Source organism: Bacillus sp. 103mf, assembly GCF_900116295.1.
In the GTDB taxonomy this organism is placed as follows: domain Bacteria; phylum Bacillota; class Bacilli; order Bacillales; family Bacillaceae_G; genus Bacillus_A; species Bacillus_A bruguierae.
This window is the reverse complement of record NZ_FPAF01000002.1, coordinates 147,062-171,396: the sequence shown is the minus strand read 5'-3', so window position 1 is coordinate 171,396 and position 24,335 is coordinate 147,062. Positions and strand designations below refer to the sequence as shown.

Here is a 24,335-nt window from a genome sequence, read left to right as displayed (position 1 = left end):
AAAATGATATGATATGTGATGTGCTCGTTATTGGTAGTAGTTCGGATTTTAAAGTATTTTAAGCAAAAAAAGTTAAAGAAGTGATGGAATGAAAGCTATTAGAAAATGGTTACAACGTTTAAGGCCAGTACAGCTCATTGCTGTATTTTATGGCATTGCTGTGATTGTATCTGTTTTATTATTAAGCATGCCATTTGTTATTAAACCAGGAGTGAAGTGGACGTTTATTGATGCTTTATTTATATCTGTTAGTGCAGTAAGTGTAACCGGTTTATCTACCGTGTCGATTCCAGATACATTTAATACAGCAGGTATCGTTATATTAGCACTTGTTTTACAATTAGGCGGACTTGGCATTATGGCACTTGGCACGTTTGTTTGGATGATTACAGGGAAGAAAATAGGTTTGCAGCAGCGGCGATTAATTATGGCAGATCAAAATCAAGGGAATTTAGCAGGACTTGTTCATTTAATGCGCTCTATTTTAATATTGATTGTTTCGATTGAATTGCTTGGTGCACTTTTATTAGGGACAAGATTTTTACATTACTTTCCTAGCTGGAAGGAAGCGTATTTTCATGGTTTTTTTGCAGCAGTTAGTGCGACAACGAATGGTGGATTTGATTTGACGGGCCAATCGCTTATACCGTATCAAAAAGATTATATTGTACAAATTATACATATGTTTCTCATTATTTTAGGTGCAATTGGTTTTCCTGTATTAATTGAGATTAAGCAATATATGAGTAGAAAGAGAGAGAAATTATTTCGATTTTCATTATTTACAAAACTTACAACGACAACGTTCTTTTCTTTAGTTATTGTTGGAACAGTCGTTATTTTTTTGTTAGAATGGGATCATTTTTTACATGGGAAATCATGGGGTGAAATGCTGTTTTATACATTGTTTCAATCTGTTACGACAAGAAGTGGCGGTTTAGCAACGATGGATATTCAGGAATTTTCGCCTCCGACACTTTTCTTTATGAGTATATTAATGTTTATTGGCGCTTCGCCAAGTTCTGTTGGCGGTGGTATTCGTACAACAACATTTGCTGTTAGTATCCTCGTATTGTATAACTTTGCAAAAGGTAGTAGAAGTGTACGTGTATTCGGGAGACAATTACATGAAGAAGATATTGTAAAATCGTTTGTTGTTGCATTGATGGGTGCTTTGTTATGTGCGGTAGCAATATTTATTTTATGTATAACGGAATCATTTCCATTAATGAACCTCGTCGTAGAAGTGTGTTCAGCGTTTGGAACGACTGGATTATCGACGGGGATTACATCAGAACTCACAACAATTGGAAAGTTAGTATTAATTGTGCTTATGTTTATCGGGCGGATTGGTATTTTAACGTTCATATTGGTGATTGGGGGAAGAGAGAGACCTCCTCGATATAAATATCCGAAAGAGCGGATTATTATTGGATAAGAAAAGCGATTCTATTTTGTAAAATAGAATCGCTTTTCTATATTAATCATTAATACCAAACTGTGGATGCATAAAAATATCTTCTGCATCACTATTATTTTTGGATAGTAACTCTTGGTTTTCTTCAGCAATCCAACCGATATCATTAGTTGGATGTACCCATTGGTTTCCAGACATAATAGCAGGATCGATATCATCGTTCCAATGATTTAGAGGGCTATTTTCTGAGTTATATTGGCTATCGCCAATAATCACGTCATATTCATTGATGAATGGTTGTTGCATTGTGATGCCAGTTCCTTTAAACGAAGGGAAATTCATTTGATGCGGAATTGTTTCATCAAGAATCGGAGAGTCGATAGGTTGCTTTTTCTTCACATTCATCGCTCCTTGTTTATTAAAGTATCTAAACCCATTTTAATTTTTCGACATATAAGGCAGCCATGCAGAATATAGCCTCATTTGTACTCGCTTTGTCCTTTTGTTTTAAACATAGCACGTGGAAAAAACAGGACCTGACCGCTTCTATCACGGCCAGATGATCTCGCCCATCTAAAAAAAAGGTGTTTTATGTCAGGTTTTCAACTTGTATTTATATAGAAAGGTGTATAGACCTTCCTGTTTTATCCCGCTATTTTTGAGCAGTAATACTCCCACCTCAAAATGCAGCGAAAGCATTGTCCAGCTCCAGTGGCTAGAATGTTCGATGGCTTCGCTTCTTCCTACGAGGTAAAAAAACCTCTACGTCAGAAGCTCCATCCCTCTCACATTCTGAACGAGCCACTTCCGCTTTTCTTAAGAAGTTAGGTGGGAGATAAACAGCTGGCATGCGCCCGATTGGTGAGGGCTGATAATCAGTGGGTGATGAAGAAAACCCCCACTGATTAAAGTTTCACTTTATAGCATTTCCTCACATTGCGTATTCACAACTTGTTAACAGTTACCATTTATAGAGTGGGGTCTTGATGTCCATATTAGTATTACAAGCATTATATAAAATCCTCTTTCTCTTTAGATAGGGCCGGCTATGTATAGAAGTAGTCAGGGACTTTTTCTGTCACATGCAAGGTTTAAAACAAAAAGAGAAAGCGAAGGAAATAAGTGAAACCTCCACTACTGGAAAGTTCACTTTATATAAAGAAGTAAGGAGTGTTTCGTATGGTAAAACGAAAGGTGAGTCGTAACGCAGCTGCAAAGAACAATCAAACTCCAAAAGAAAGCTTGCCAGATGCGGAATTTGCAGTAGAGTACGAAAATGAAGATGTTGCAAAATATGCAAATCGTAATTCAAAAAAAGGTCAGAAAAAATGAGGCGTTTTTACAAACGTCTCATTTTTTCTGACTGTTTATTTTAATGTTGATAATGCGCTGACACTAGCTGCGTATAATTCACATTGTGTCGTTTTCGGATTGTAGTAGGCAACAACGAAAGAAGGGTTTGAAATCATTTCACCATGCTTCATGTAATGGTGGTAATCAAATGGTATATGCTCTACAATCGTGTGTTTATACAAGTCTTTTTCCATCAATTGAAGAACAGCAAATTTATCTCCTAGAATACTTGGTTGTTCTAAAATTCTTTTATAGTAGGCATTTACTTCTTCTTTCTTCCTTTGTTCTGTTGTCCATGATTTACGTGGGCGATATTTATGATTTTGTAAATAATCAATTGTCATTAACCCTTTAATTATATGGAGTTTTGCAGTTTTTCTTGATTGTAAAAACTGATACAGGCGTTGGAATAAATCTTCTAGTTGGTGTCCAATTCGTATCCACCCTTGTGTATCCCAGTAAGAGCCAAATTCTTGAAAGAAGTCAAAAGGTGTATCAAATACATGGGATACGATATATGACACAGTGTTGTCCATACGATGGGCATTCCAATATTTTTCTAATACATCTTCAACTTGTTTAATTCGAATAATATCATCGAATGATAGTACATTATTTCCAAGCATTTCATACGGTGCATTCTCCATGTATATATATTGATGATCATTTGCGCGAAGTCGAAGCCCTGTACCACGCAGCAATTTTAAAAAGCCAAGTTGTAATTCTTCTGGTCTTAATGCAAAGACATCATTAAATGTTTTTCGGAAGGATTGATAGTCTTCTTCAGGAAGTCCGGCAATTAAATCTAAATGTTGATCGATTTTCTGTCCATCGCGAACCATTGTAACGGTTCTTGTCAATTTCTCAAAGTTTTGACGTCGTTTTACAAGGTCGTTCGTTTGATCATTTGTAGATTGTACACCGATCTCAAAGCGGAACAAACCTGGGGGAGCGTGTGTATTTAAAAATTCAATGACCTCGGGCCTCATAATATCAGCTGTGATTTCAAATTGAAATACGGTTCCATCTACGTGTTCGTCAATTAAAAATTGAAACATTTCCATTGCGTAGCTACGGCTAATGTTAAAAGTACGATCGACGAATTTAATAATACGTGCACCATTTTGCATTAAATAGCGAATATCTTCTTTAATACGTTCACGATCGAAGTAACGGACGCCGACCTCAATAGAAGATAAACAAAATTGACAGCTAAACGGACAACCACGGCTCGTCTCGATATAGGTAATGCGTTTACTTAAATGTGGAATATCTTCTGGGAAACGATATGGAGATGGTAATTCTTTTAAATTTAGTTTTTCACGTTGTGGTTTGATTACATAGGTACCATCATCTTTTCTAAATCCAATACCGTCAAGATTTTCAAATTGCTGTGTGCTTTGTATTTCAAATAGAAGATTTTTTACAGCCATTTCTCCTTCACCGATAATAATAAAATCAATTTCAGGAACACGTTTTAGCCAATGTGGCACATCGTATGTAACTTCTGGACCACCAACAAAAATAATAAGATTTGGATTAATCTTTTTAAGCATTTGAATGACTTCAATTGTTTCTTCGATGTTCCAAATATAACAGCTAAATCCTATTACATCCGGCTTGCGCCTATGTAAATCCGTAACAATATTCATGGCAGGATCGTTAATCGTATATTCAGCCATCTCGAGATCAAATTCTGGCTGGGCATATGCCTTAATATAACGAATTGCTAGGTTTGTATGGATGTACTTTGCGTTTAACGTACTAATAATAATGTTCATATTTTAACCCTCAACTTTAATTTAAAATTACATTGTTTAGTATAGGCATATATATGGAAAAAAACAACATTCACAAGAAGTTGAATTTACAAAAAAAAGGACACTTTTTCTCTTACTGCTCATATAATTTACCAATAGAAAAAAAGTTGGTTAAAGGAAAGAAGGGAGTAGAGGTGAAGAAAAGAGTGCATGAGAAGATCATTTTATATGCATATATACTGCGGAAATTACGCATTATTAATGAACAAGAGAAGAATGCTATGCTGCAAATTATGATAAATAAAAGAGCTCTATAATAGGGCTCTTTTTATTTGGATAAAGTTTAGGGAACATGGCGAAAGCGTATTGACAAAAAGGTGTTCTCATGTGATAATTCAATTAAATTTTTCGAATTATCTAAAAATACTGCCTTTTACATAAAAATAGAAGATAACAATACGGGGGTGACAATGTGTTATTGTTTTTAAAGAAATGGAAAGAATTACGGGATATTAAGATGGAATTGGCTCTTCGCGATTGGTTTTATGGGACAAAAATTAGTTTATCGATACGTACGTCTAAAGATCCGCTTACATTTTTAGTTAATATAGAGGGAAAAGATAAAGGCCTCTTTGTGGAAGATGATTTTATTGTAGTTAACAGTACGTGTGAACCAGTATTTGCGATTGATGAGAAACCGGCTTCTGAATCATTTATGCACGCAGATATTTATAAAAAAAGTCAGGCGGAATGTATTTTACAAGTACAAACAGTTGATAGTCACTTAATGTCGGAGTTATATGGAAAAGAAGGGGAAGTAACATTTGAACAGAGGAATGTAGAACGTGTTTTTGGGAAAGAAGGCATTACAGGTATTACAATTCCAATTGTAGAAAATGAAAGTAAATTTGCAAATTTGTTAGAAGAGAGTGTGCCTTGCTTTACTAAAGGTGGTGGAGCAGTACTTGTTCACAATTATGGATTAATTGTATGGGGAACAACGCCAGAAGAAACGAAAAAATGGTTAGAGGGATTAGAGTACTTAATGAACTACCATGTAAAACTGTTAATGATTAAAGGGACAAAAAGTTCGGTGATGTAATTGAAAGGCCTCTTTAGGTAGAAGTACCTAAAGAGAATTAGGATTAGGTAGGAAGTAATATTAAAAAATGAAAGCGTTTTATCCCTGAAGTTTTACTCATAAAATATGGCTCTCCTTATTATATATAGATTACATGTCGTCATGTGGGGAGGAACGTATTTTGCGAGTTAAATATCATTTTCTTTCAAGGCAACAAGTTGTAACTTGCTTCGAAAATGAAGATGCGGAGCAAGCTTTAGAGATAATGGAACGAAGTGGATACAGAGCGATTCCTGTTTTAGCGGAGGACGGTAAAGCATTTAAAGGTATTATTTATAAAGTGGATGTGTTAGAGAATAAATGTAAGGGGCAAGAAGAAAGAAAAGAAAGTGTTTTTGAGCTAATGAAAAATGAGCAGGCATTTATTTTTGAACGTGATTCTTTCTTTAGAGCTTTTTATACAATTCGCAGACTACCATTTTTATCTGTACTAAATGATTATCATGAATTTATAGGTATTTTAACACATTCTAATATTTTTGATGTGATTGAAGACTCATTTGGAATGAATACCGGTGGGTATATATTAACATTAGCGAAGCATGAGTCGAAAGGAATAATTAAAGAGCTTGGCACATTATTAAAGTTGTATAATATCGGTGGATTATTTACATTAGATAATGGTGATCAATATATTAGACGTCTTATTGTTAATATTGCAGATGATTTGAATCAAAAAGAGTTAGAAAGGTTAGTGGCGAAACTAGAGAAAAAAGGTTTTCGAGTTAGTCATGTAGACCGTATTTAAAAGTAGAGAGAGGCAGAAGCCTCTCTCTATTTTTGTGAAGAAACAGGTGGAGGTGGGGATACAAGATCAGATAAAAAGATAAAATCAGCTTTTTCTTGAATTTTAGGAATATAAGATCTAATGACAGAAGATGTAATTTCACCTGGAGGACCAACGTGACCAATAGCTATCATAATAGGTTCAGTTTTTACTTTTTGCAAGAGAATATTTGCTTGTTTTGTTACGTGAGTTGAAGTATATATATCGTCAAAAAATAGTCTGTTTTCTACAATAGGTACACCAATCTCTTCGCCAACTTTTTTTACAACGCTGTTCGGGCTTGTTTTACTATCTAAATAAAAGAGACCATGTTCTTTACAAACTGATAGTATAATGCGCATTACTCTTTCATCAGCAGTTACTTTTGAACCCATATGATTATTCATTCCAATTGCAAACGGAACTTCTTTAATTGCTTGTTTGATACGACTTCTAATTTCATCATCACTTAAATCAGTTGTAATAGCTTTTGGTCCAAGCCACTCTTTTTTTCCTTTTACGGGTTCCATTGGCATATGAATAATAATTTCGTGTCCTTTTTGATGAGCTGACGTTGCGTCTTGTTTTGTAGATGGAAGAAATGGCATAACTGCAACAGTTAATGGGATAGGCAGTGATAACATTTTTTCCGTTCCTTTCATATTATTTCCAAAGTCATCAATGACAATCGCTACTTTATTTGTGTGAGCATAGGCTGGTACAGAAAAAGTTACGATTGGCAGTAGTGCGGTAAGGAAAAAGATAATCATATATTTTCGCATGTAAAATTCTCCCTTCATATAATACAAAGCATCCATAAATAGATGGGGTTTTCATCCACTGACGATTAATTGAACCAATCGGGTTCGTTAGTATGGGATAAATGATAATCTACTGTTATCGTTTACGTTTTGAATGAATTTAAACGCACAAAATGTCGAAAGTAAAATTGTGAAAAAACGGAAATTCTCTGTTTGATTGGACTTTTTGTTAAAATAAAACAAAAAAAATGTCTATTATTGCGAATGTATTTACAAAGATAGAATAATTTGTAATAATTCTCAAGGTGAGGATAAAGATTTGTAAATTATAGGGAGAAAATGTTTGATTTTCTGAACGTTCGTATTTAATAGGAATGAAATACAGATTATGAAAGGATATCGAGGGGGATACGCATGTTTGTAGCAAAAAGGAAATCTACAATGGACAAGCTTTTGTATGATATTCATGTGAAGCGCGAAGAAATGATCCATTTAGGGCTTACAAGTGGATTTAATAGCTTGGAGACAATTCAAGTAAGTCAAGAATTGGATAAGCTTATTGTGAAATATCAAAGTTACAAAGAGAACAGGGTGTCGAAATGGTTTTTCATGATAAAAACATCATTCTTTAAAGTGACACACAATGAGAAAGCGAATGCGTTTTGGACGACATTTATGAAGTAATCATCCCGTATGAAAATGGGATGATTACTGTGAATGGAGCGGGAGTATAATGCATACTGTTGTTCCTATATTTTCTGTACTTTCAATTGTAATTTGACCATTATACATTTCAATAATTCTTTTGCATACGACAAGTCCTAGTCCCGTTCCTGTATCTTTGTTTGTGAAAAATGGATGAAAAATACGTTTTTGGATATGTTTCGGAATTCCTTTTCCTGTGTCTATAATCTGTAATTGTGCCATACTTTCATTTGCTTCGACTGTAATAGTCAATGTATCATCTGATGACATTGCTTCAAAAGCATTTTTTGTAATATTTAAAATAACTTGTTTAATATGATCGCTTGAACAGCGAATAGGAAGTGGATTTTCAGACATATGTATGTAAAGTTGTACGTTATGTAAATTTGCCTCGGATTGAATAATTAATGAAACTGCTTTTACAATGTCCCTTAAATCGTATGTTTTTTCAATAATAGCAGTTGGTTTTCCAAGGATAAGGAATTCACTGACAATTTCGTTAATCCTTTCGATTTCTTGTTCAATAACAGAAAAATAAAATTGATCTTTTTCATTTGTGTGTGTTTCTTTTAAAAGAGTAACAAGTCCTTTAATGCCTGTAAGAGGATTACGGATTTCATGAGCTGTACTTGCAGCGAAGGAACCAACTAATTCTAGTTTTTGTACTTCATTTTGTTTTCTTTCCAATTTTGTTTGCCTTTTTAGAAGAATGTATTTTATAACTAAAAATAAAATATTCATAAGAAACAATATTATTAAACAGCCCATAAAGACGTTACGATATAAAACGTTTTGTTGAATAGGTAATGGATAAATAGAAACGCTCCACGGTAATCTTGTTAATGGAATAGTAATTTGTTGTGTGTTTTTGGGGGCGAATTTAGGATTATTATCGTGTAAAAATGTAATTCCATACTTATCCAATACTTCAAAGTGATATTTTGGTTTAATTGCATTTAAAGACGTTGCAATGTAGTCAGATCGTAGGGTTGCTAATAGTAGTCCGGAAACATCTTTATTTTTATTGAAAACAGGAGTAGCAATCACAATCACTTTATGTCCAGAAGCACGATCTGTAATTGCAGATGAAACCGTCGTCTGTTTATTTTTTAAAGTTTCTTTTGCATAAGAACGATCAGTAATATCGATAGAATTTTTTAATCCCAATGATGATAATGTAACTTTAAGATCTGTATTTGCATAATACAGGCCAGAAAAGCGTTCGTCGTTTTCGTCTGTACTATGGAGAACTTGTTGTATTTCATTATCATTTTGCGATTTTGCGCTAATAACCATCGCAAGCATTTCTAATGCAGATGTTGCTTCTCCTAGATAACGATCTAAGTAGTCTCTATATAAAAATACGACTGTATGAGCTGCTTGTTTATTTTCTTTTTCCATTGTATATTTTTGGTGTAAAAACAAGATAGAGCTAATACAAAGGGTTGGCAATATAACAAGTAAAATATATAAAAATGTGTTACGTAGTTTTACGTTCAAAATTGCTGCTCCTTTTGTTTTTATTTTCATTATATATAAACATTCTCAAATGTGTAGTGTTTTTATTGTTTTTTGTTGTAATATGTTGAAGCATGACAGTATTTTTTATGATTTTTATTTGAAAAGAAATTTAGTAAAGGATGGAAGTGTTATGACATCTCAGTATGAAGGAGAAGATGTTTCTAAATCGTTAAAAGTATTTATTGCTTTATCACGTGTACAACGCTCTGTTATGGATATTGCCAATAAGTCTATTCAAAGCAATGGATTAAATCCAACCGAATTTGCTGTACTAGAACTGTTATACCATAAGGGAACTCAACCATTACAGCAAATTGGGGAAAGAATTTTAATTGCAAGCGGTAGTATTACATATGTTGTTGATAAATTAGAGAAAAAGGGACTTGTTGAGCGAAAACCTTGCCATAATGACCGTCGTGTAATTTATGCTCATTTAACAGAACTAGGAATACAATTAATTTCGAGTATTTTTCCAAACCATGAGCAAGTCATCCATGAATCATTTCACATGCTAACAAAGGATGAAAAGGATCAACTATTAATGTTGTTAAAAAAGATAGGGAAATATGAGAAATAATAAAAAACTTTGAATGTATTTCAAAGTTTTTTATTTATCCCGCTATTCGTGGGCAGTAAGACCTCTATATAGGTACAAATTGAAAAAATGACATAAAATCGCCTCTCTAGTTGGGGGAAAGTATTTGGTCATGCATAGCAGCAACTTATATGTAGAAAAATCAAAAAGGATTTCTATATCTTAAGATTTAGAGAGAATAAAGGGAATTTACGAAATATATGGAATTATAGTAAGTGGATGTTTTTTAGAAAAGAAAGGGGTTATTTCTATGTCGTTTGAAAATTATGAATACAAGCGTCCAAATATGGATGAAGTGAAGAACAGGTTTACAGAGACTTTACAGCAGTTTAAGAATGCTAAAACAGTGGAAGAACAAAAAGAAATAATTGCACAGATTAATGCAATTCGTAATGATTTTAGCACTATGTATAACATATGTTATATTCGTCATAGTGTAGATACAACGGATGAATTCTATAAAGAAGAGCAAGATTTCTTTGATGAATATTCACCAATTGTGAAAGGCTATGTGACAAAATATTACGAGGCATTAACACAATCTCCATTTCGAAAACAGTTAGAAGAATATTATGGTATACAGTTATTTGCACTTGCAGAGGCTGAAATGAAAACATACTCTGATGAAGTAGTAGCAGATTTGCAGTTAGAAAACAAGTTGTCTTCTGGGTACACACAGTTATTAGCAGCAGCTAAAATTTCATTTGAAGGAGAAGAACGAACGCTTTCACAACTTGCTCCGTTTATGGAGAACAGAGATCGTAATATGCGTAAACAAGCAAGTGAAGCATATTATGGATTTTTAGCAGAGCATGAAGAAGAATTAGACCGTATTTATGATGAACTTGTAAAAGTAAGAACGACAATTGCGAAGAAACTTGGTTTTAATAATTTTGTTGAGCTTGGATATGCAAGAATGTATCGTACAGACTACAATGCAGAGATGGTTGCGAATTTTCGCAAACAAGTACTTGATTATATTGTTCCCGTTGCAACTGAACTTAGACAAAAGCAACAGGCTCGTATTGGAGTAGAGAAGCTTGCTTATTATGATGAGAACTTTGAATATCCATCTGGTAATGCAGTGCCAAAAGGTGATGCAGATTGGATTGTGAATCATGGCAAAACGATGTATAGAGAACTGTCAGAAGAAACAAATACATTTTTTAATTTTATGTTAGAAAATAATTTACTAGATCTTGTTGCTAAAAAAGGAAAAGCTGGCGGAGGCTATTGTACATATATTGAAAACTATAAAGCACCGTTTATTTTCTCAAATTTTAATGGAACGTCTGGTGACATTGATGTGTTAACACATGAAGCAGGACATGCTTTCCAAGTATATGAAAGCCGCCACTATGAAATTCCAGAATATAACTGGCCGACATATGAGGCGTGTGAAATTCATTCTATGAGTATGGAATTTTTCACATGGCCATGGATGAAATTATTCTTTGAAGAAGATGTAGAAAAATATTATTTCTCACATTTAAGTTCAGCATTGCTATTTTTACCATATGGTGTATCTGTTGATGAATTCCAGCATTTTGTATATGAACATCCAGAAGCATCACCAGCTGAGCGAAAAGCAGCGTGGCGTAACATTGAAAGAAAATATTTACCACATCGTGATTATGAAGAAAATGATTATTTAGAGCGCGGTGGCTTTTGGCAACGCCAAGCACATATTTATAACTCACCATTTTATTATATTGACTATACGTTAGCACAAATTTGTGCATTCCAATTTTGGAAACGTTCTAGAGAGAATCGTCAAGAGGCATGGGAAGATTATGTTCATCTTTGCCGTCAAGGCGGCAGTAAATCATTTTTACAATTAGTTGAAGTAGCAAATTTGACATCACCATTTGCTGATGGGTGTGTGAAAGGTGTAATCGATGAGATTCATGCTTGGTTGAACGGAGTAGATGACACAAAATTGTAAAAAATATTCATTATTTTTTATGGATTTACAATCGACAATTATTGGGAAAAATGAGATAATAAAAGAAAATTTAGAATAATTAAACGAAGAGGTGTTTCTTGAAAAGAAGCGCCTCTTTTTAACCAAATAAGGGGGGAGAAATATGATGCAATCTTATGCAAATATGAATATGGAAACGTTGCTACATGGAATGGCATCTACGAGACAGATGCTTTTATCAGAAATTGAAATGTTAACAGATACAGAAATTAATACGAAGCCGCGCCGTGATAAATGGAGCATTATGCAAGTGTTACATCATCTTCATCTTGTTGAACAATCTGTTACATCTGCTATAGTATATGCGCTTCATAAAACTGAAAGAAAAGTTGTTCCACCAAAAGACCTTCAAGCTACACTCGATCGAACAAGAAAGAGAGAAGCCCCTCAACAAATGCAACCAACAGAGACATTAATGAAAAAAGCACAAATGCTGCAATTGCTGCAAAGTTCAAGAGAAAAGCTTTTACATGTTCTGCATAGTATTGTAAATGAAAAAGAACTATTTGAAAAATCGCTCAAACATCCTATATTTGATGAGCTTAATTTATATCAGTGGGTACAATTCTTAGACTTACATGAACAGCGTCATCTGACACAGCTAAAAGAAGCAAAACATGCAATTTTGCAAAGATAAAGTGAAACTTCCATCAGTGGTGTTCTGATGGTTAGTAGAACCAATCGGGCATTTACGGGCAGTTATCCTCACCTATCTTCTTTGTTTCTCTCTGAATATTGGTGAGGGTCATACTGCCCACGAATAGCGGGATAAAGTAAAATGTCCATCAGTTGATTTACTAGCTGATGGATTTTTTATGGTTTTTTTACACCACTCAGTATATGTATATTCTTACTTCATATGTTGGAACATATATAAGGACATCTTACAAGGAGTTGAAATAATGGGAAATAAAAAACGGGAGCAAGAACGACAATGGAAGGCACGAAAAGAACATCAGCAGCCGCATGGGAAAGTGAAGACTTTTGCAGAACTTGTGGATGAAACGAAAAAAACGTAATGCAGTTGCATTACGTTTTTTTCGCTAAGGGAAATGTAAGAAGAAAAGTTGTTCCGATGTTCCTTTTGCTAGAAATGTCAATTTTTCCATTCATTGCTTTTATAACACTAAAGACAACCATCATTCCAAGGCCTGTTCCCTTCTCTTTTGTGGAGTAAAAAGGGGAACCAAGGCGTTTTATTTGTTCATTGCTCATACCGATTCCGGTATCTTGAATATGTAATTGGATGTGTTTATTAGCAGGTGTTAAGGTAAATGTAAGATCCCCGCCGTTTGGCATTGCTTCAATACAGTTTTTTAGAATGTTTAAAAGACATTGGTTGAGCTTTTGTTTTTCTCCTATTATATAAAATGTTTTACTTTGTTTCGTATAATGAATACGAACGTTAGAAAGGTTTGCTAATGGTGTCATGAGCGTAAGTGCATGGAGCAACTCTTCCTCTAACTGTAATATTTGTACTTTTTCAATACTTGGTTTTGCGAATGTTAAGTAGTCTGTTAATACATGATTTGCTTGATCAACACCACGCATAGCAATATCTAAATATAACAGTTGTTCTTGTTCTGAATAGTTTTTTGATTGTAGCAATTGAAGAAATCCCCTTGTTGATGTAAGAGGGTTTCGAATTTCATGTGAAATAGAAGCAGCCATCTCACCGATAAGTTGAAATTTTTCGGCGTTCACAAGTTCTTTTGCAAGACGGACTTGTGATTGTAATACGTCCAGTAAGTATAAAATTAAAATTGTTCCTATAATTGTGCATAACTCATATGTAACGATATAAGATGTATAGTCCTTTGGATTTGGAACGATAGATAAAAAATAGGGAATCCAACCAATGCCGTATATTAGGCTGTAAAAAAAAGCTAAATACATTTTTGTTTTGATTTTCCCTTTTATATATATTTTGTATGTTGTAATGAGAAAAATGTACAAAGTGAGAGATGCAATAAAAGAAGGTATGAGGCCGCCTCCGCCAATAAAAAAACGATAAAGGTTCATAACACCTAAAATTGCACCACCTGCTACTGGTCCTCCAGATAATGTTCCGACAATGAGCACAATATGTCGTAAGTCAAATTGAAAACCGTAATCAACTTTTGCGGCAAACGACATACAGACAATAGCGGTAATGCTGCAAGAGAGAATAAATACAAACGAATTAAGCTTTGGAGAACGATTTCCTTTTTCGCTCCAAAATAAATGATAAATCAACATTGTAACTAGAATAAATAATATATTTAAGAAGAGGTACATAATAAAAAGCTTCAGCTTTAAAACCTCCTTGTAGCGAAAAATAAAGGTTTGGTATATAAAATTATCATACTATTAATATGGAAGAAAATGAAATATTATTTTTAGAAAAAACAGAAAAAATAGACGTTTTTCACTCATATACTTGGTATGTTACAATGTAAGATGAAAGTTAAAGAAGACAATCCATGCATAGCATGGGAGAGGTTCGCGAACTCCCTCTATAAAAAACTAAGAAGAGAACAATGTCCTTTTTGATATTGTTTTGTTTTTTTTAGTATGACAGTTCAAGAACGCTCTTTCTTCTTCGAATCGAAAAAAGAGGAGAATGAGTGAAATGAAAAAGGAAAAAGCAGTTGTTGTTTTTAGTGGTGGTCAAGATAGTACAACATGTTTATTTTGGGCACTTGAACAGTTTGAAGAAGTAGAAACAGTGACGTTTAATTATAATCAACGTCATAAGCTCGAAATTGACTGTGCGGCAGAAATTACAAAAGAATTAGGTGTGAAGCATACTGTACTTGATATGAGCTTGTTAAATCAGCTGGCTCCTAATGCGTTAACGCGTACAGATATGGAAATTACACATGAAGATGGTGAGTTGCCGTCGACATTTGTTGATGGACGTAATTTATTGTTTTTATCGTTTGCAGCTGTGTTAGCTAAACAAGTGGGGGCACGTCATATTGTAACCGGTGTGTGTGAAACAGACTTTAGCGGCTATCCAGATTGTCGTGATGTATTTGTGAAATCGTTAAACGTTACACTAAATTTATCGATGGATTATCCATTCGTTATTCATACACCACTTATGTGGATTGATAAAGCGGAAACGTGGAAATTAGCAGACGAACTTGGGGCATTCGAATTTGTCCGTGAAAAGACGTTAACTTGTTATAACGGAATTATTGGTGATGGTTGCGGTGAATGTCCAGCGTGTCAGCTTCGTAAAGCAGGACTTGATAAATATGTACAAGAGCGTGAAGGAGCGAAAGCATAATGACACAAGACTTTTTTGGATTTCGCATTGTTGAAAATTTGCAAAAAATAGATCAAGACATTGAGCGTAAGCAACTAAAGTATCATAATAAGCGTGTGATGGTTAGTAAAGAATTTACGTTTGATGCTGCACATCACCTGCACTGTTATGAAGGGAAATGTAAAAATCTTCATGGCCATACGTATAAAGTAATTTTTGGAATTAGTGGTTATGTGAATGAAATTGGCCTAGCGATTGATTTTGGTGATATAAAAGAAATTTGGAAAAATGAAATTGAAATATATTTAGATCATCGTTACTTAAATGAAACACTTCCAGCTATGAATACAACTGCTGAAAATATGGTTGTATGGATTTTTGAGAAAATGGAAGAGGCACTAACAAAAGGTGATCGACAAAATGAATATAAAGGGGCACGTGTGGAATTTGTGCGCTTATTTGAAACACCAACAAGCTATGCAGAAGTAAGACGGGAGTGGATGATGGGTGAGTAACATTCCTGTGTTAGAAATTTTTGGACCGACAATTCAAGGAGAAGGAATGGTAGTTGGCCAAAAAACAATGTTTGTTCGCACAGCAGGTTGTGATTATAGTTGTGCATGGTGTGATTCTGCATTTACATGGGACGGTTCTGCGAAAGAGCAAATTCGTCAAATGTCGCCGAAAGAAATTTTTTCTGAGCTTGTCCAAATTGGCGGTGAAAATTTCTCACATGTAACGATTTCAGGTGGGAACCCTGCGCTGTTGAAGCATTTAGGAGAATTGATTTCTTTATTAAAAAAGAACGGAATTCGTACAGCAATTGAAACGCAAGGAAGTAAATGGCAAGATTGGTTGCTTCATATAGATGAGGTGACAATCTCGCCGAAGCCGCCGAGTTCAAAGATGACAACGAATTTTGTTATGTTAGATTCAATCATTGATAAGTTAGACGGAAAAGAGTTTAGCTTAAAAGTGGTTGTATTTGATGATCAAGATTTTGTATATGCAAAAGAAGTGCATGAACGTTATCCACACGTTCCGTTTTTCTTACAAGTTGGAAATGATGATACGAAGACGACGGATGATGCTTCGTTAATTCAGCGTCTTCTTATGAAATATGAGTGGCTTATTGATAAAGCTGTGCAATGTAAGGAAATGAATGATGCAAAAGTATTACCGCAGCTCCACGCTTTAGTGTGGGGGAATAAACGCGGTGTATAAGTGAAGGGAGATTTTTAGATGACTGGAAGAAAAGATGAAGATTTAAAAGATGTAACATTACTAGGAAATCAAAATACAAAATATTTATTTGAATATAGCCCAGAAATTTTAGAGACGTTTGATAATAATCATCCGAATCGTGATTATTTTGTAAAATTTAATTGTCCAGAGTTTACAAGTTTATGCCCAAAAACAGGCCAACCAGATTTTGCGACAATTTATATTAGTTATATTCCAGAACAAAAAATGGTAGAGAGTAAATCTTTAAAGTTATATTTATTTAGTTTCCGCAACCATGGAGATTTCCATGAAGACTGTATGAATGTAATTATGAATGACTTAATTAAGCTAATGGATCCACGTTATATTGAAGTATGGGGTAAGTTTACACCACGCGGTGGTATTTCTATTGACCCATATTGTAACTATGGACGTCCAGGTACAAAATATGAAAAAATGGCTGAATATCGTTTAATGAATCATGATTTATATCCAGAAACAGTAGATAATCGTTAAGAAAAGAGGGGGCTTGCCCCCTCTTTTCTAGTATTCTATGTATGTTGCGTAATAATTGTATAGTTTTTATGATTGACAACAGTAAGAGGTTCCATATCTAGCTCTCTAAAATTATCCATAATTGTTATATCAACGATAACGGAGTTTTTATTTACTTTTTGAACGCGCCCTTGTAAACCGTTTTTAAATTCAATGATATCTCCAGCTTCTGCGATTTTCATAAGCAACTCTCCTTGTTACATTTTTACGAAAAAGAGAACAAGATTCGTTCTTTTTGTATTTCCCTTTATTTTGAACGATATTTTCTCATTTGTAAATGTTTCCATGATATTTTTTTGAAAAAAATACTAATTTTTCACAATTGTTTTATAGTAAGAATCGCATATTTATTGTAAGGTGAATATAAGAGCATCCTGAAATGGAGACGATAATATGGTATTTGAGATTGTAGGAAGCTTTATAGCTATTGTGTTGTTTCTATTTGCATATACGAAATTAAAAATGATTCGTGAACATGAAACATACATATACTATGAGGGCGTTGATAGCGCTCCTTCTTTTTCTAGTCATGAAGATGGAAGTGCTGAATAATATAAGTGTGTTCTATATAAATCCAAATTTAAAAATCTACATAGAAACCCTCTTTCTTTTTAGGCGAGCGAGAGCATCTGGCTATACATAGAGGCGGTCAGGGCCTTTTTCTGCCACATGCAAGGTAAAATAAAAGGAGAAAGCAAGTAGCGGTCCTATTGTATTCTGCATAGCCGCTGGAGCTGGATCATAAAGAAAAGCAGAGCCGACCGTTTAGGCCTGTTGGCTAAGGTTCTTTCACACATAAGGTGTTTTTTACCTTCTTGTGTGGAAAGGTTTTTAGACATGAGGGCCTAGGAGGCAAGACAAAGGTGGCCAAAAATTAAAATGGATTTATATAAGGAAAATGTTGAACGGAGAGTGAGAAAGATGCAAATTTCTTTCATACGTCATGGAAGCTCTAGTGTTCAAAAGAAAACGATTACAGTACAAGAATTTCAAGAATGGTTACAAAGATACGAGCATGAAGATATTATGAGAGAAATAGAAATTCCAATTGAAGCAATTGAAGTGGTTGAATCTTCTAAATTTATTGTATCGAGTGATCAGAAAAAAGCTGTTCAATCAGCAACGATGTTGACTAACAATGTTATTTTTATGCAAAATCCCCTTTTTCGCGAAGCTGCCGTTCCTTCTATTTTACCTGTTCCGAAATGGATAAAGTGTAAGCCGGAAGTATGGATGTTTTTGAGCCGAGCATTTTGGATGATTGGTTATTCGAGGGATGTTGAATCTTACTTAGAAGTACAGAGAAGAGCGAAGCAAGCGGCCGATGTGTTAGTTGGATATGCAAATGTATATCAGCGAGTTACGCTTATTGGGCACAGTTATTTTAATGCGATGATTGGTAAAGAGTTAAGTACGCGGGGATGGCGTGGACCACTGCTATTTCATAATAAACCGTGGGGGTGTACAATTTATACGTTTCGTGAAGTGACAGAAGGAAATGTGTTTGTAACGTATACATAAAGTGTAATAGGTGTAATACATATAATACAAAGGCACAATTATTATTTGATAATTGTGCCTTTGTATTATATATGTTTAACTAAATGAGCATATGGTTCGCCCACAAGCATAAGTGTGTTATCTTGTGTATAGCCGAGTTTTTTATAAAGAGAAAACGCAGGTTTGTTTTCTAAGTTTACTAGTAAAGAAATTTTGTCATGCCCTTCTTCTTGAGCGTGTGTTTCAGCAGCAAGAATTAAATTTGAACCGATACCTTGTCCGCCATATGTAGATGAAACAGATAGAGTATCAATATAATATTCATCTTCTTCTGCTTCTTTTTCTAATATAATAGAAGAATCTTGTTTAATGTCTCGTAACCGTTTCACAATGGGGGCATCTAGTTTAGTTGCGACACTTCCGTGGTAGGCTACAATAATACCAACAGCCTTTCCATTTCGTTCTTCAACAAAACAATTTTCATAACTGAGTCGGTTTTGCTTTTTCGTAAACCAATATTCTAAACCTTCTAGAACTTCTGTTTCATTTGTGCTACCTGTTAATTTTTCAGCAATTTCATGCAGTGCGTTGTACAATAAAGGAGATATTGCGTTAGCATCTGTTTGTTTTGCTTTCCGAATCATGATATCCCTCCTAGTGTCCATTTTATTGTATCATAAGAGTTAGCATGATACGAAATGATTTGCTGTATTAGGAGTGGATTGGATATATTTAAAAGTGGTCGTAAAGTAAAAATACGACAGAAAGGTGATTAGCGTGGATAAACAACAAGTAAATATGATTTTAGATCAGCTTAAAAATAAAGAAATAGAAGAATATGTTGTGTCAAAAGAAGTGTTTTATACATTTCGCCAAGTTTTAGTAGAACGAGAAGATTTTAAACATTTTCGAGGTAACGCACAGCACGGTGGGAAAATCATTTATACATATATGGAAACGCCGCGCTCATAAGGAAAAAAATTGCTCTTGCTAAGAGTCGGATAACGAGAAAGGAGAGGAGTTTATTTGGGAGAGTTTAAGCAAGGAATACTTCCGCACTGGGACTGTTTTTGGAAAGATGAGAAAGGAAGGAAATTTGTTGGGATGGTTATGTTTCCCGAAAAGCGAAAGCGAATGAAGGAAATCATAAGGCAATTAAAAATAGCATATGAACAAGAACAAAGTGTGTTTGTAGTCGCAAAACTTCAAAACTCTATTCAAAAAGTTAAAGGTACGATTGCGTATTTCGATGAAGAATCACCTGTTTTTACGATGCAATGTAAAGATGAGAGTTTCTATCATATTTTTTTGAGCGATATCGTGCGCGTACAAACGTTTAATTAAAACAGCAGCATGTTTAAACGTGCACTAAAAAAGGGGAATTGAAAGTTTTAACTTATATATAGAAAAAATGTGTAACCGGTTTCGAACAGTTTCTAATAGGGAAACTGTTCGTTTTTTTATGACAAATGAGCAATAGATTTCGCATGTATGTTTCTTTTTTTGACAATTTGTTGCGATGAACTTTTTTGGAAATGTGGGTAAATCCGTTGACAACTTTTTTGAAATACACTTTATTGACATGTGTTTTAGAATGTTGTTTCATATTCTTTGTATTGTAAAAAGATCGACCTTTCTTGTCGAAAAAATAAATTTTTAAAAAGAAAGAAATTATACATATATCTTGTGTCCTTTTTTAAAAAGTAATACAATATATAGAGAATTCATCAGGAACGAACATGATGTGAAAAGATGTAAAAGGAGGGTCGGAGATGTTGGTTGCATATGATTCTATGACAGGAAACGTGAAGCGTTTCATCCACAAATTAAATATGCCGGCCGTTCAAATTAATGAAAATCTCGTATTAGATGAAGAATTTGTCCTTATTACGTATACAACAGGTTTTGGAAATGTGCCGGAACGTGTTTTGGAATTTTTAGAACGTAATCATGAACGCTTAAAAGGAGTAGCTGCAAGCGGAAATCGCAATTGGGGAGATATGTTTGGAGCGAGTGCAGACAAGATTGCAACGAGATATGAGGTGCCGATTGTATCAAAATTTGAGTTATCTGGAACAAATAAAGATGTAGAATTTTTTAAAGAGAGGGTGCTGGAGATTGCGACACATTGAATTGAATAATGAGATCACGCAAATGCAGGACGGGTTCTATCAGCTTCACAAAGATAAAGAGGCACTAGCAGTCTTTATGGAAGAGGCGAAAGAGAATACCGTTCATTTTGATAGCGTGGCTGAACGCATCGAGTATATGTTAGAGCATGATTACTACTATGATGTGTTAAGTGAATATAAGATGAACGAGGTGGAAGCTGTATATGATATCACATACGGCGAAAAGTTCGAGTTTCAATCTTATATGGCAGCATCTAAGTTTTATAAAGATTACGCGTTAAAAACGAATGATCAAAAACAATACTTAGAAAGTTATCCTGATCGCGTGGCAATTGTATCGTTATATTTAGGACGAGGAAACGTCCAGAAGGCGAAGCAATTCGCGAGTATGATCGTAAAACAAAACTATCAACCAGCGACACCAACCTTTTTAAATGCAGGAAGAAGCAGAAGAGGAGAAATGGTGTCTTGTTTCTTGTTAGAGATGGACGATAGCTTAAACTCGATTGGGTTTAATATTAATACTGCGATGCAGTTAAGTAAGATTGGTGGAGGCGTTAATTGAGTAGCGTCAACTAGTAGAAATGCTAGTTACAAGAACCTCGTTAATTCGGTGGAAGTCTTAAACTTTTAAGATAATACCGAGCCAAGTTAGTTAATCAGTTTATGGCATTATTCCTACTTAGGGGTGGATGTTTTGCAACACATATATAAAATCACTAATGTAAGTGATGGAAAGTTTTATGTAGGCAGAACTGATAATTTATCCACAAGATTTTCAACACACAAAAAATTACTCAATAAAGGTATTCATCATTGTATTCATTTACAAAGAGCATGGGATAAGTATGGGGAAGAGAATTTTATCTTTAGGTCTTTTAAGATTTTTAATACAGGAAAAGCGTTAGACGATTTACATTTAGCTAAGAATTTAGAACAGCATTTCTTGGATACTTTTTTAACTAGAAATCTTTTGTACAATACTTCTTGTTCTTCTGAAACGGGTGCTGTAAAAGGAGAAGCTCATCATTTTTATGGGAAAAATCCTCGAGAGTGGATGGGCGAGGCAGCATATGAAGAAGCTCTTCGGAAATTAAGGGACAAAACGGGAATAGCAAATCATTTTTATAAGAAGACACATTCTAAGGAAGTTATTGAGGTTTTACGAAAAAAATGCGCTATGTATGGAATAAATAATCCGTTTTTTGGAAAAGAGCATTCTGAAGAATCAAGAGAAAGGATTTCGAAGAAGAAAAAAGGAAAACAGACAGGTATTAGTCCTATCAATGCTAAACAAGTGATAATTGATGGAACGCTTTATAGTTCTTGTACTGAAGCAGCTACAATTATTGGGATTTCAAATGTTGCTATTTCAAATAGGTGTAAAAACCCAAACTTTCCCGATTATATGTTTATTGAGTAAAGAAAACTGATTATCTAAAAGGTGTAACGACCATCGAAACCATATTGCATGTATTTGTAATAGAAGGGAGTAGAGTAGAACACAAGCGGTAGGTGTTCGAAAAGCGAGGGCTCTTCATGAGAAGATTTTTCTCGAAAGAGCATGATATGGTCTGCTCTTACAGGTAACTGTAAGCTGTCTCAGGTGAGACGCGTTAAGTTTAGCGAACTTGACGGAACGTGTTAGGTGCACTTAATCTTTCAAAGCTGCGAGCACGCGGTGAGCAAATTAAAGGTATTGAAAATGCAGCAAGTGGTGTTGTACCAGTTATGAAATTACTTGAAGATTCGTTTTCATATGCGAATCAGTTGGGTTAACTTATGGCTCAACTATAAAACCGGGTCAATTGCTGGAACGCCTGAGTATATCGAGGTAGGATACTGCGGAGAAATTACGTAGCGCCCCCTAAAAATCCAAGATTGCAGGAAATCAGCAGCCGAGCTCCTAAGTCTGTTAGATAAGGAGAAGGTTCAACGACCAAGTAGCTATGTAGGCGACTATATAGCTCGAACCTGGCTTCTCAAAACGAGATTGTATAAGTTGAGAAGAAGATATGGTCTGAACTCTGTAGCGATATAGAGAGGGTAGCAGAAATGACTATCCCCCATACGTTTTAAAAGTATGGAGTAACAATATGCAAAGAAAAGGTGCAGGAGCAGTATATTTAAATATTTTCCATTGGGACATTATTGAGTTCCTCGATACAAAAAAAATAAATGCCGACGAGAAGAGCCGTATTCAATCTCTTTCCATCGGAATTATCGTTCCAAGCAAATTCTTTGAGCTTGCTGAGAAAAACGAACCATTCCATGTTTTCGCACCTTATACAGTGTATAAAGAGTACGGAAAACATTTAGACGATATTGACATTGATGAAATGTATGACGAACTGATGAGTAATCCAAATATCAAAAAGAAACCACTGGATATTAGTGCACGTGATATGCTCATTAAAATTGCAATGATTCAGCTTGAGTCTGGTTATCCATACTTAATGTTTAAATCAAATGCGAATAAGCAACATCCGTTAAAGGGTATTGGAACTGTGAAGATGTCGAATCTTTGTACAGAAATTTTCCAGTTACAAGAAACATCTGAAATTAATGATTATGGTACAGATGATATTATTCGTCGTGATATTAACTGTAACTTAGGATCATTAAATATCGTGAACGTAATGGAGAATAAAGAAATACGTGAAGCGGTTCATGCGGGAATGGAAGCTTTAACAGCTGTTTCTGATATGACAATTATTCCGAACGCACCGACTGTGAAAAAAGCAAATGAGGAGCTTCATTCTGTCGGTCTTGGAGCAATGAACTTACACGGTTATTTGGCGAAAAATAAAATTGCTTATGAAAGTGCAGAAGCGAAAGAGTTTGCTCGTACATTCTTTATGATGCTAAATTACTACTCCATTGAAAAAAGTATGGAAATTGCAAAAGAGAAAGGTGAAACCTTTAAAGACTTTGAAAAGTCAGATTATGCAAATGGCACATACTTTGAGAAGTATGAAACAACGGATTATAGTCCGGTAACTGAGAAAGTACAGCAATTATTTGAAGGAATTCATGTTCCAACAAAAGAAGATTGGACAAACTTAAAAGAACAAGTACAGAAGCATGGTTTATATAATTCATATAGATTAGCAATTGCTCCGACACAATCGATTAGTTACGTGCAGAATGCGACATCATCAGTAATGCCAATCGTAAGCCAAATTGAATCAAGAACGTACGCAAATGCAACGACATATTATCCAATGCCGTATTTATCAAAAGATACGTTCTGGTACTATAAATCTTCTTACGATATGAATCAGTTTAAGCTCATTGATTTAATTGCAGAAATTCAAGAGCATATTGACCAAGGGATTAGTACAATCCTGTATGTAAATAGTGATATTTCTACTCGTGAATTAGCACGTTATTATATTTATGCTCATAAAAAAGGATTAAAGAGCTTGTACTACACAAGAACACGTAAATTAAGTGTGGAAGAGTGTGTAGCCTGCACAGTATAATGTATTCTTTTAGTAGAAGAGCATACAATTGATAGTTATCATATAAAACAGCATGAGCAGGGTTAGAAAAATCCTGCTCATGCTTAGTTATGAAATTTACGTTCTAACGTGCGGTTAGATTTTCATTATGAAATGGAAGTTTTACCGCACGTTAGAACGATGCAACAATATAATAAAGGGGCG

At 34.6% G+C, this 24,335-nt stretch carries 28 protein-coding genes, 2 pseudogenes and 1 riboswitch; of the genes and pseudogenes, 23 read left to right on the top strand and 7 right to left on the bottom strand.

Annotated features, from left to right (window positions below; genetic code table 11):
* Positions 1-88: 88 nt before the first annotated feature.
* A complete protein-coding gene (locus BM350_RS07445) occupies positions 89-1,438 on the top strand; it encodes a TrkH family potassium uptake protein (RefSeq protein WP_090915270.1) in 1,350 nt (449 codons plus the stop codon).
* 42 nt (positions 1,439-1,480) lie between these two features.
* Here BM350_RS07445 and BM350_RS07440 read toward each other — a convergent pair whose 3' ends face one another.
* A complete protein-coding gene (locus BM350_RS07440) occupies positions 1,481-1,816 on the bottom strand; it encodes a DUF3905 domain-containing protein (protein ID WP_090915272.1) in 336 nt (111 codons plus the stop codon).
* Positions 1,817-2,596: 780 nt separating this feature from the next.
* On the opposite strand from BM350_RS07440, the gene BM350_RS26840 reads away from it, so the two are divergent.
* The gene (locus BM350_RS26840) at positions 2,597-2,749 is read left to right on the top strand and encodes a hypothetical protein (RefSeq protein WP_090915274.1); all 153 of its coding nucleotides are present in this window, start codon (positions 2,597-2,599) and stop codon (positions 2,747-2,749) included.
* Positions 2,750-2,784: 35 nt separating this feature from the next.
* Here BM350_RS26840 and BM350_RS07430 read toward each other — a convergent pair whose 3' ends face one another.
* Positions 2,785-4,551, bottom strand: a complete 1,767-nt coding sequence (locus BM350_RS07430) for a B12-binding domain-containing radical SAM protein (protein WP_090915276.1) — start codon at positions 4,549-4,551, stop codon at positions 2,785-2,787.
* A 173-nt stretch (positions 4,552-4,724) separates the two neighbouring features.
* On the opposite strand from BM350_RS07430, the gene BM350_RS27825 reads away from it, so the two are divergent.
* The 3 genes from BM350_RS27825 (at position 4,725) to cbpA (ending at position 6,419) form a co-directional block, all read left to right on the top strand.
* Positions 4,725-4,847 carry a hypothetical protein gene (locus tag BM350_RS27825; protein ID WP_268865079.1) on the top strand — a complete coding sequence of 41 codons (123 nt, stop codon included), beginning with the start codon at positions 4,725-4,727 and terminating at the stop codon, positions 4,845-4,847.
* 155 nt (positions 4,848-5,002) lie between these two features.
* Positions 5,003-5,632: a class II aldolase/adducin family protein gene (locus BM350_RS07420; RefSeq protein WP_090915280.1), complete on the top strand. Its 630-nt coding sequence runs from the start codon at positions 5,003-5,005 to the stop codon at positions 5,630-5,632.
* 160 nt (positions 5,633-5,792) lie between these two features.
* Entirely contained in the window at positions 5,793-6,419 is a 627-nt protein-coding gene (cbpA, locus tag BM350_RS07415; protein ID WP_090915282.1) for a cyclic di-AMP binding protein CbpA, read from the top strand.
* Between the two features lie 26 nt (positions 6,420-6,445).
* Here the strand turns inward: cbpA and BM350_RS07410 are convergent, their stop codons facing one another.
* Positions 6,446-7,219 carry a divergent polysaccharide deacetylase family protein gene (locus tag BM350_RS07410; protein ID WP_090915284.1) on the bottom strand — a complete coding sequence of 258 codons (774 nt, stop codon included), beginning with the start codon at positions 7,217-7,219 and terminating at the stop codon, positions 6,446-6,448.
* A gap of 393 nt (positions 7,220-7,612) precedes the next feature.
* Between BM350_RS07410 and BM350_RS07405 the strand changes: the two genes are divergently transcribed.
* Positions 7,613-7,882, top strand: a complete 270-nt coding sequence (locus tag BM350_RS07405) for an aspartyl-phosphate phosphatase Spo0E family protein (protein WP_090915285.1) — start codon at positions 7,613-7,615, stop codon at positions 7,880-7,882.
* A gap of 24 nt (positions 7,883-7,906) precedes the next feature.
* Here BM350_RS07405 and BM350_RS07400 read toward each other — a convergent pair whose 3' ends face one another.
* Positions 7,907-9,403: an ATP-binding protein gene (locus tag BM350_RS07400; protein ID WP_090915589.1), complete on the bottom strand. Its 1,497-nt coding sequence runs from the start codon at positions 9,401-9,403 to the stop codon at positions 7,907-7,909.
* Positions 9,404-9,554: 151 nt separating this feature from the next.
* Between BM350_RS07400 and BM350_RS07395 the strand changes: the two genes are divergently transcribed.
* From BM350_RS07395 to BM350_RS27425, 4 genes are all read left to right on the top strand, one after another.
* A complete protein-coding gene (locus BM350_RS07395; RefSeq protein WP_090915287.1) occupies positions 9,555-10,001 on the top strand; it encodes a MarR family winged helix-turn-helix transcriptional regulator in 447 nt (148 codons plus the stop codon).
* 268 nt (positions 10,002-10,269) lie between these two features.
* The gene (locus BM350_RS07390) at positions 10,270-11,964 is read left to right on the top strand and encodes a M3 family oligoendopeptidase (RefSeq protein WP_090915289.1); all 1,695 of its coding nucleotides are present in this window, start codon (positions 10,270-10,272) and stop codon (positions 11,962-11,964) included.
* 142 nt (positions 11,965-12,106) lie between these two features.
* Entirely contained in the window at positions 12,107-12,640 is a 534-nt protein-coding gene (locus tag BM350_RS07385) for a DinB family protein (protein WP_090915291.1), read from the top strand.
* Between the two features lie 265 nt (positions 12,641-12,905).
* Positions 12,906-13,022, top strand: a complete 117-nt coding sequence (locus BM350_RS27425) for a DUF6254 family protein (protein WP_090915292.1) — start codon at positions 12,906-12,908, stop codon at positions 13,020-13,022.
* A 10-nt stretch (positions 13,023-13,032) separates the two neighbouring features.
* Here the strand turns inward: BM350_RS27425 and BM350_RS07375 are convergent, their stop codons facing one another.
* Positions 13,033-14,241 (bottom strand): ATP-binding protein, encoded by a 1,209-nt coding sequence (locus tag BM350_RS07375; RefSeq protein WP_090915590.1) that lies wholly within the window; start codon positions 14,239-14,241, stop codon positions 13,033-13,035.
* A 233-nt stretch (positions 14,242-14,474) separates the two neighbouring features.
* A riboswitch (PreQ1 riboswitch) is annotated at positions 14,475-14,518 on the top strand.
* A 96-nt stretch (positions 14,519-14,614) separates the two neighbouring features.
* Here BM350_RS07375 and queC point away from each other — a divergent pair.
* The 4 genes from queC to queF are packed head-to-tail and all read left to right on the top strand — an operon-like array spanning position 14,615 to position 16,996.
* Positions 14,615-15,277, top strand: coding sequence for a 7-cyano-7-deazaguanine synthase QueC (queC, locus tag BM350_RS07370; RefSeq protein ID WP_090915293.1), 663 nt, complete (start codon positions 14,615-14,617; stop codon positions 15,275-15,277).
* Complete coding sequence (gene queD / locus BM350_RS07365; RefSeq protein WP_090915295.1) at positions 15,277-15,771, top strand: 6-carboxytetrahydropterin synthase QueD; 495 nt, start codon at positions 15,277-15,279, stop codon at positions 15,769-15,771. The genes queC and queD overlap by 1 nt, the downstream gene beginning before the upstream one ends.
* Positions 15,764-16,480, top strand: a complete 717-nt coding sequence (queE, locus tag BM350_RS07360; protein WP_090915298.1) for a 7-carboxy-7-deazaguanine synthase QueE — start codon at positions 15,764-15,766, stop codon at positions 16,478-16,480. Before queD ends, queE begins: the two co-directional genes overlap by 8 nt.
* Before the next feature lie 18 nt (positions 16,481-16,498).
* Complete coding sequence (gene queF / locus BM350_RS07355; protein ID WP_035435424.1) at positions 16,499-16,996, top strand: preQ(1) synthase; 498 nt, start codon at positions 16,499-16,501, stop codon at positions 16,994-16,996.
* Between the two features lie 35 nt (positions 16,997-17,031).
* Here queF and BM350_RS07350 read toward each other — a convergent pair whose 3' ends face one another.
* Complete coding sequence (locus BM350_RS07350; RefSeq protein WP_090915300.1) at positions 17,032-17,217, bottom strand: YkvS family protein; 186 nt, start codon at positions 17,215-17,217, stop codon at positions 17,032-17,034.
* Between the two features lie 211 nt (positions 17,218-17,428).
* Here BM350_RS07350 and BM350_RS26835 point away from each other — a divergent pair, with 211 nt between their 5' ends.
* Both BM350_RS26835 and BM350_RS07340 read left to right on the top strand, forming a co-directional pair.
* The gene (locus tag BM350_RS26835; protein ID WP_090915302.1) at positions 17,429-17,587 is read left to right on the top strand and encodes a hypothetical protein; all 159 of its coding nucleotides are present in this window, start codon (positions 17,429-17,431) and stop codon (positions 17,585-17,587) included.
* 369 nt (positions 17,588-17,956) lie between these two features.
* A complete protein-coding gene (locus BM350_RS07340) occupies positions 17,957-18,556 on the top strand; it encodes a histidine phosphatase family protein (RefSeq protein WP_090915592.1) in 600 nt (199 codons plus the stop codon).
* 65 nt (positions 18,557-18,621) lie between these two features.
* Here BM350_RS07340 and BM350_RS07335 read toward each other — a convergent pair whose 3' ends face one another.
* The gene (locus BM350_RS07335) at positions 18,622-19,179 is read right to left on the bottom strand and encodes a GNAT family N-acetyltransferase (RefSeq protein WP_090915304.1); all 558 of its coding nucleotides are present in this window, start codon (positions 19,177-19,179) and stop codon (positions 18,622-18,624) included.
* Between the two features lie 133 nt (positions 19,180-19,312).
* Here BM350_RS07335 and BM350_RS07330 point away from each other — a divergent pair, with 133 nt between their 5' ends.
* The 7 genes and pseudogenes from BM350_RS07330 to BM350_RS07295 all read left to right on the top strand — a co-directional run.
* Positions 19,313-19,507 carry an abortive phage infection protein gene (locus BM350_RS07330; protein ID WP_090915306.1) on the top strand — a complete coding sequence of 65 codons (195 nt, stop codon included), beginning with the start codon at positions 19,313-19,315 and terminating at the stop codon, positions 19,505-19,507.
* Between the two features lie 54 nt (positions 19,508-19,561).
* On the top strand, positions 19,562-19,879 hold the full coding sequence (locus BM350_RS07325; protein WP_090915308.1) for a hypothetical protein: 318 nt from the start codon (positions 19,562-19,564) through the stop codon (positions 19,877-19,879).
* A gap of 428 nt (positions 19,880-20,307) precedes the next feature.
* Positions 20,308-20,667, top strand: coding sequence for a class Ib ribonucleoside-diphosphate reductase assembly flavoprotein NrdI (gene nrdI, locus BM350_RS07315; protein WP_090915310.1), 360 nt, complete (start codon positions 20,308-20,310; stop codon positions 20,665-20,667).
* Positions 20,654-21,226, top strand: a pseudogene (locus BM350_RS07310) (ribonucleotide reductase N-terminal alpha domain-containing protein); the annotation flags it as partial. The gene nrdI and the pseudogene BM350_RS07310, both read left to right, overlap by 14 nt.
* A 138-nt stretch (positions 21,227-21,364) precedes the next feature.
* Entirely contained in the window at positions 21,365-22,090 is a 726-nt protein-coding gene (locus tag BM350_RS07305) for an NUMOD3 domain-containing DNA-binding protein (RefSeq protein ID WP_170857663.1), read from the top strand.
* Between the two features lie 218 nt (positions 22,091-22,308).
* Positions 22,309-22,446: a hypothetical protein gene (locus tag BM350_RS07300; RefSeq protein ID WP_139207652.1), complete on the top strand. Its 138-nt coding sequence runs from the start codon at positions 22,309-22,311 to the stop codon at positions 22,444-22,446.
* Between the two features lie 305 nt (positions 22,447-22,751).
* Positions 22,752-24,152, top strand: a pseudogene (locus BM350_RS07295) (ribonucleoside-diphosphate reductase subunit alpha); the annotation flags it as partial.
* Positions 24,153-24,335 lie beyond the last annotated feature (183 nt).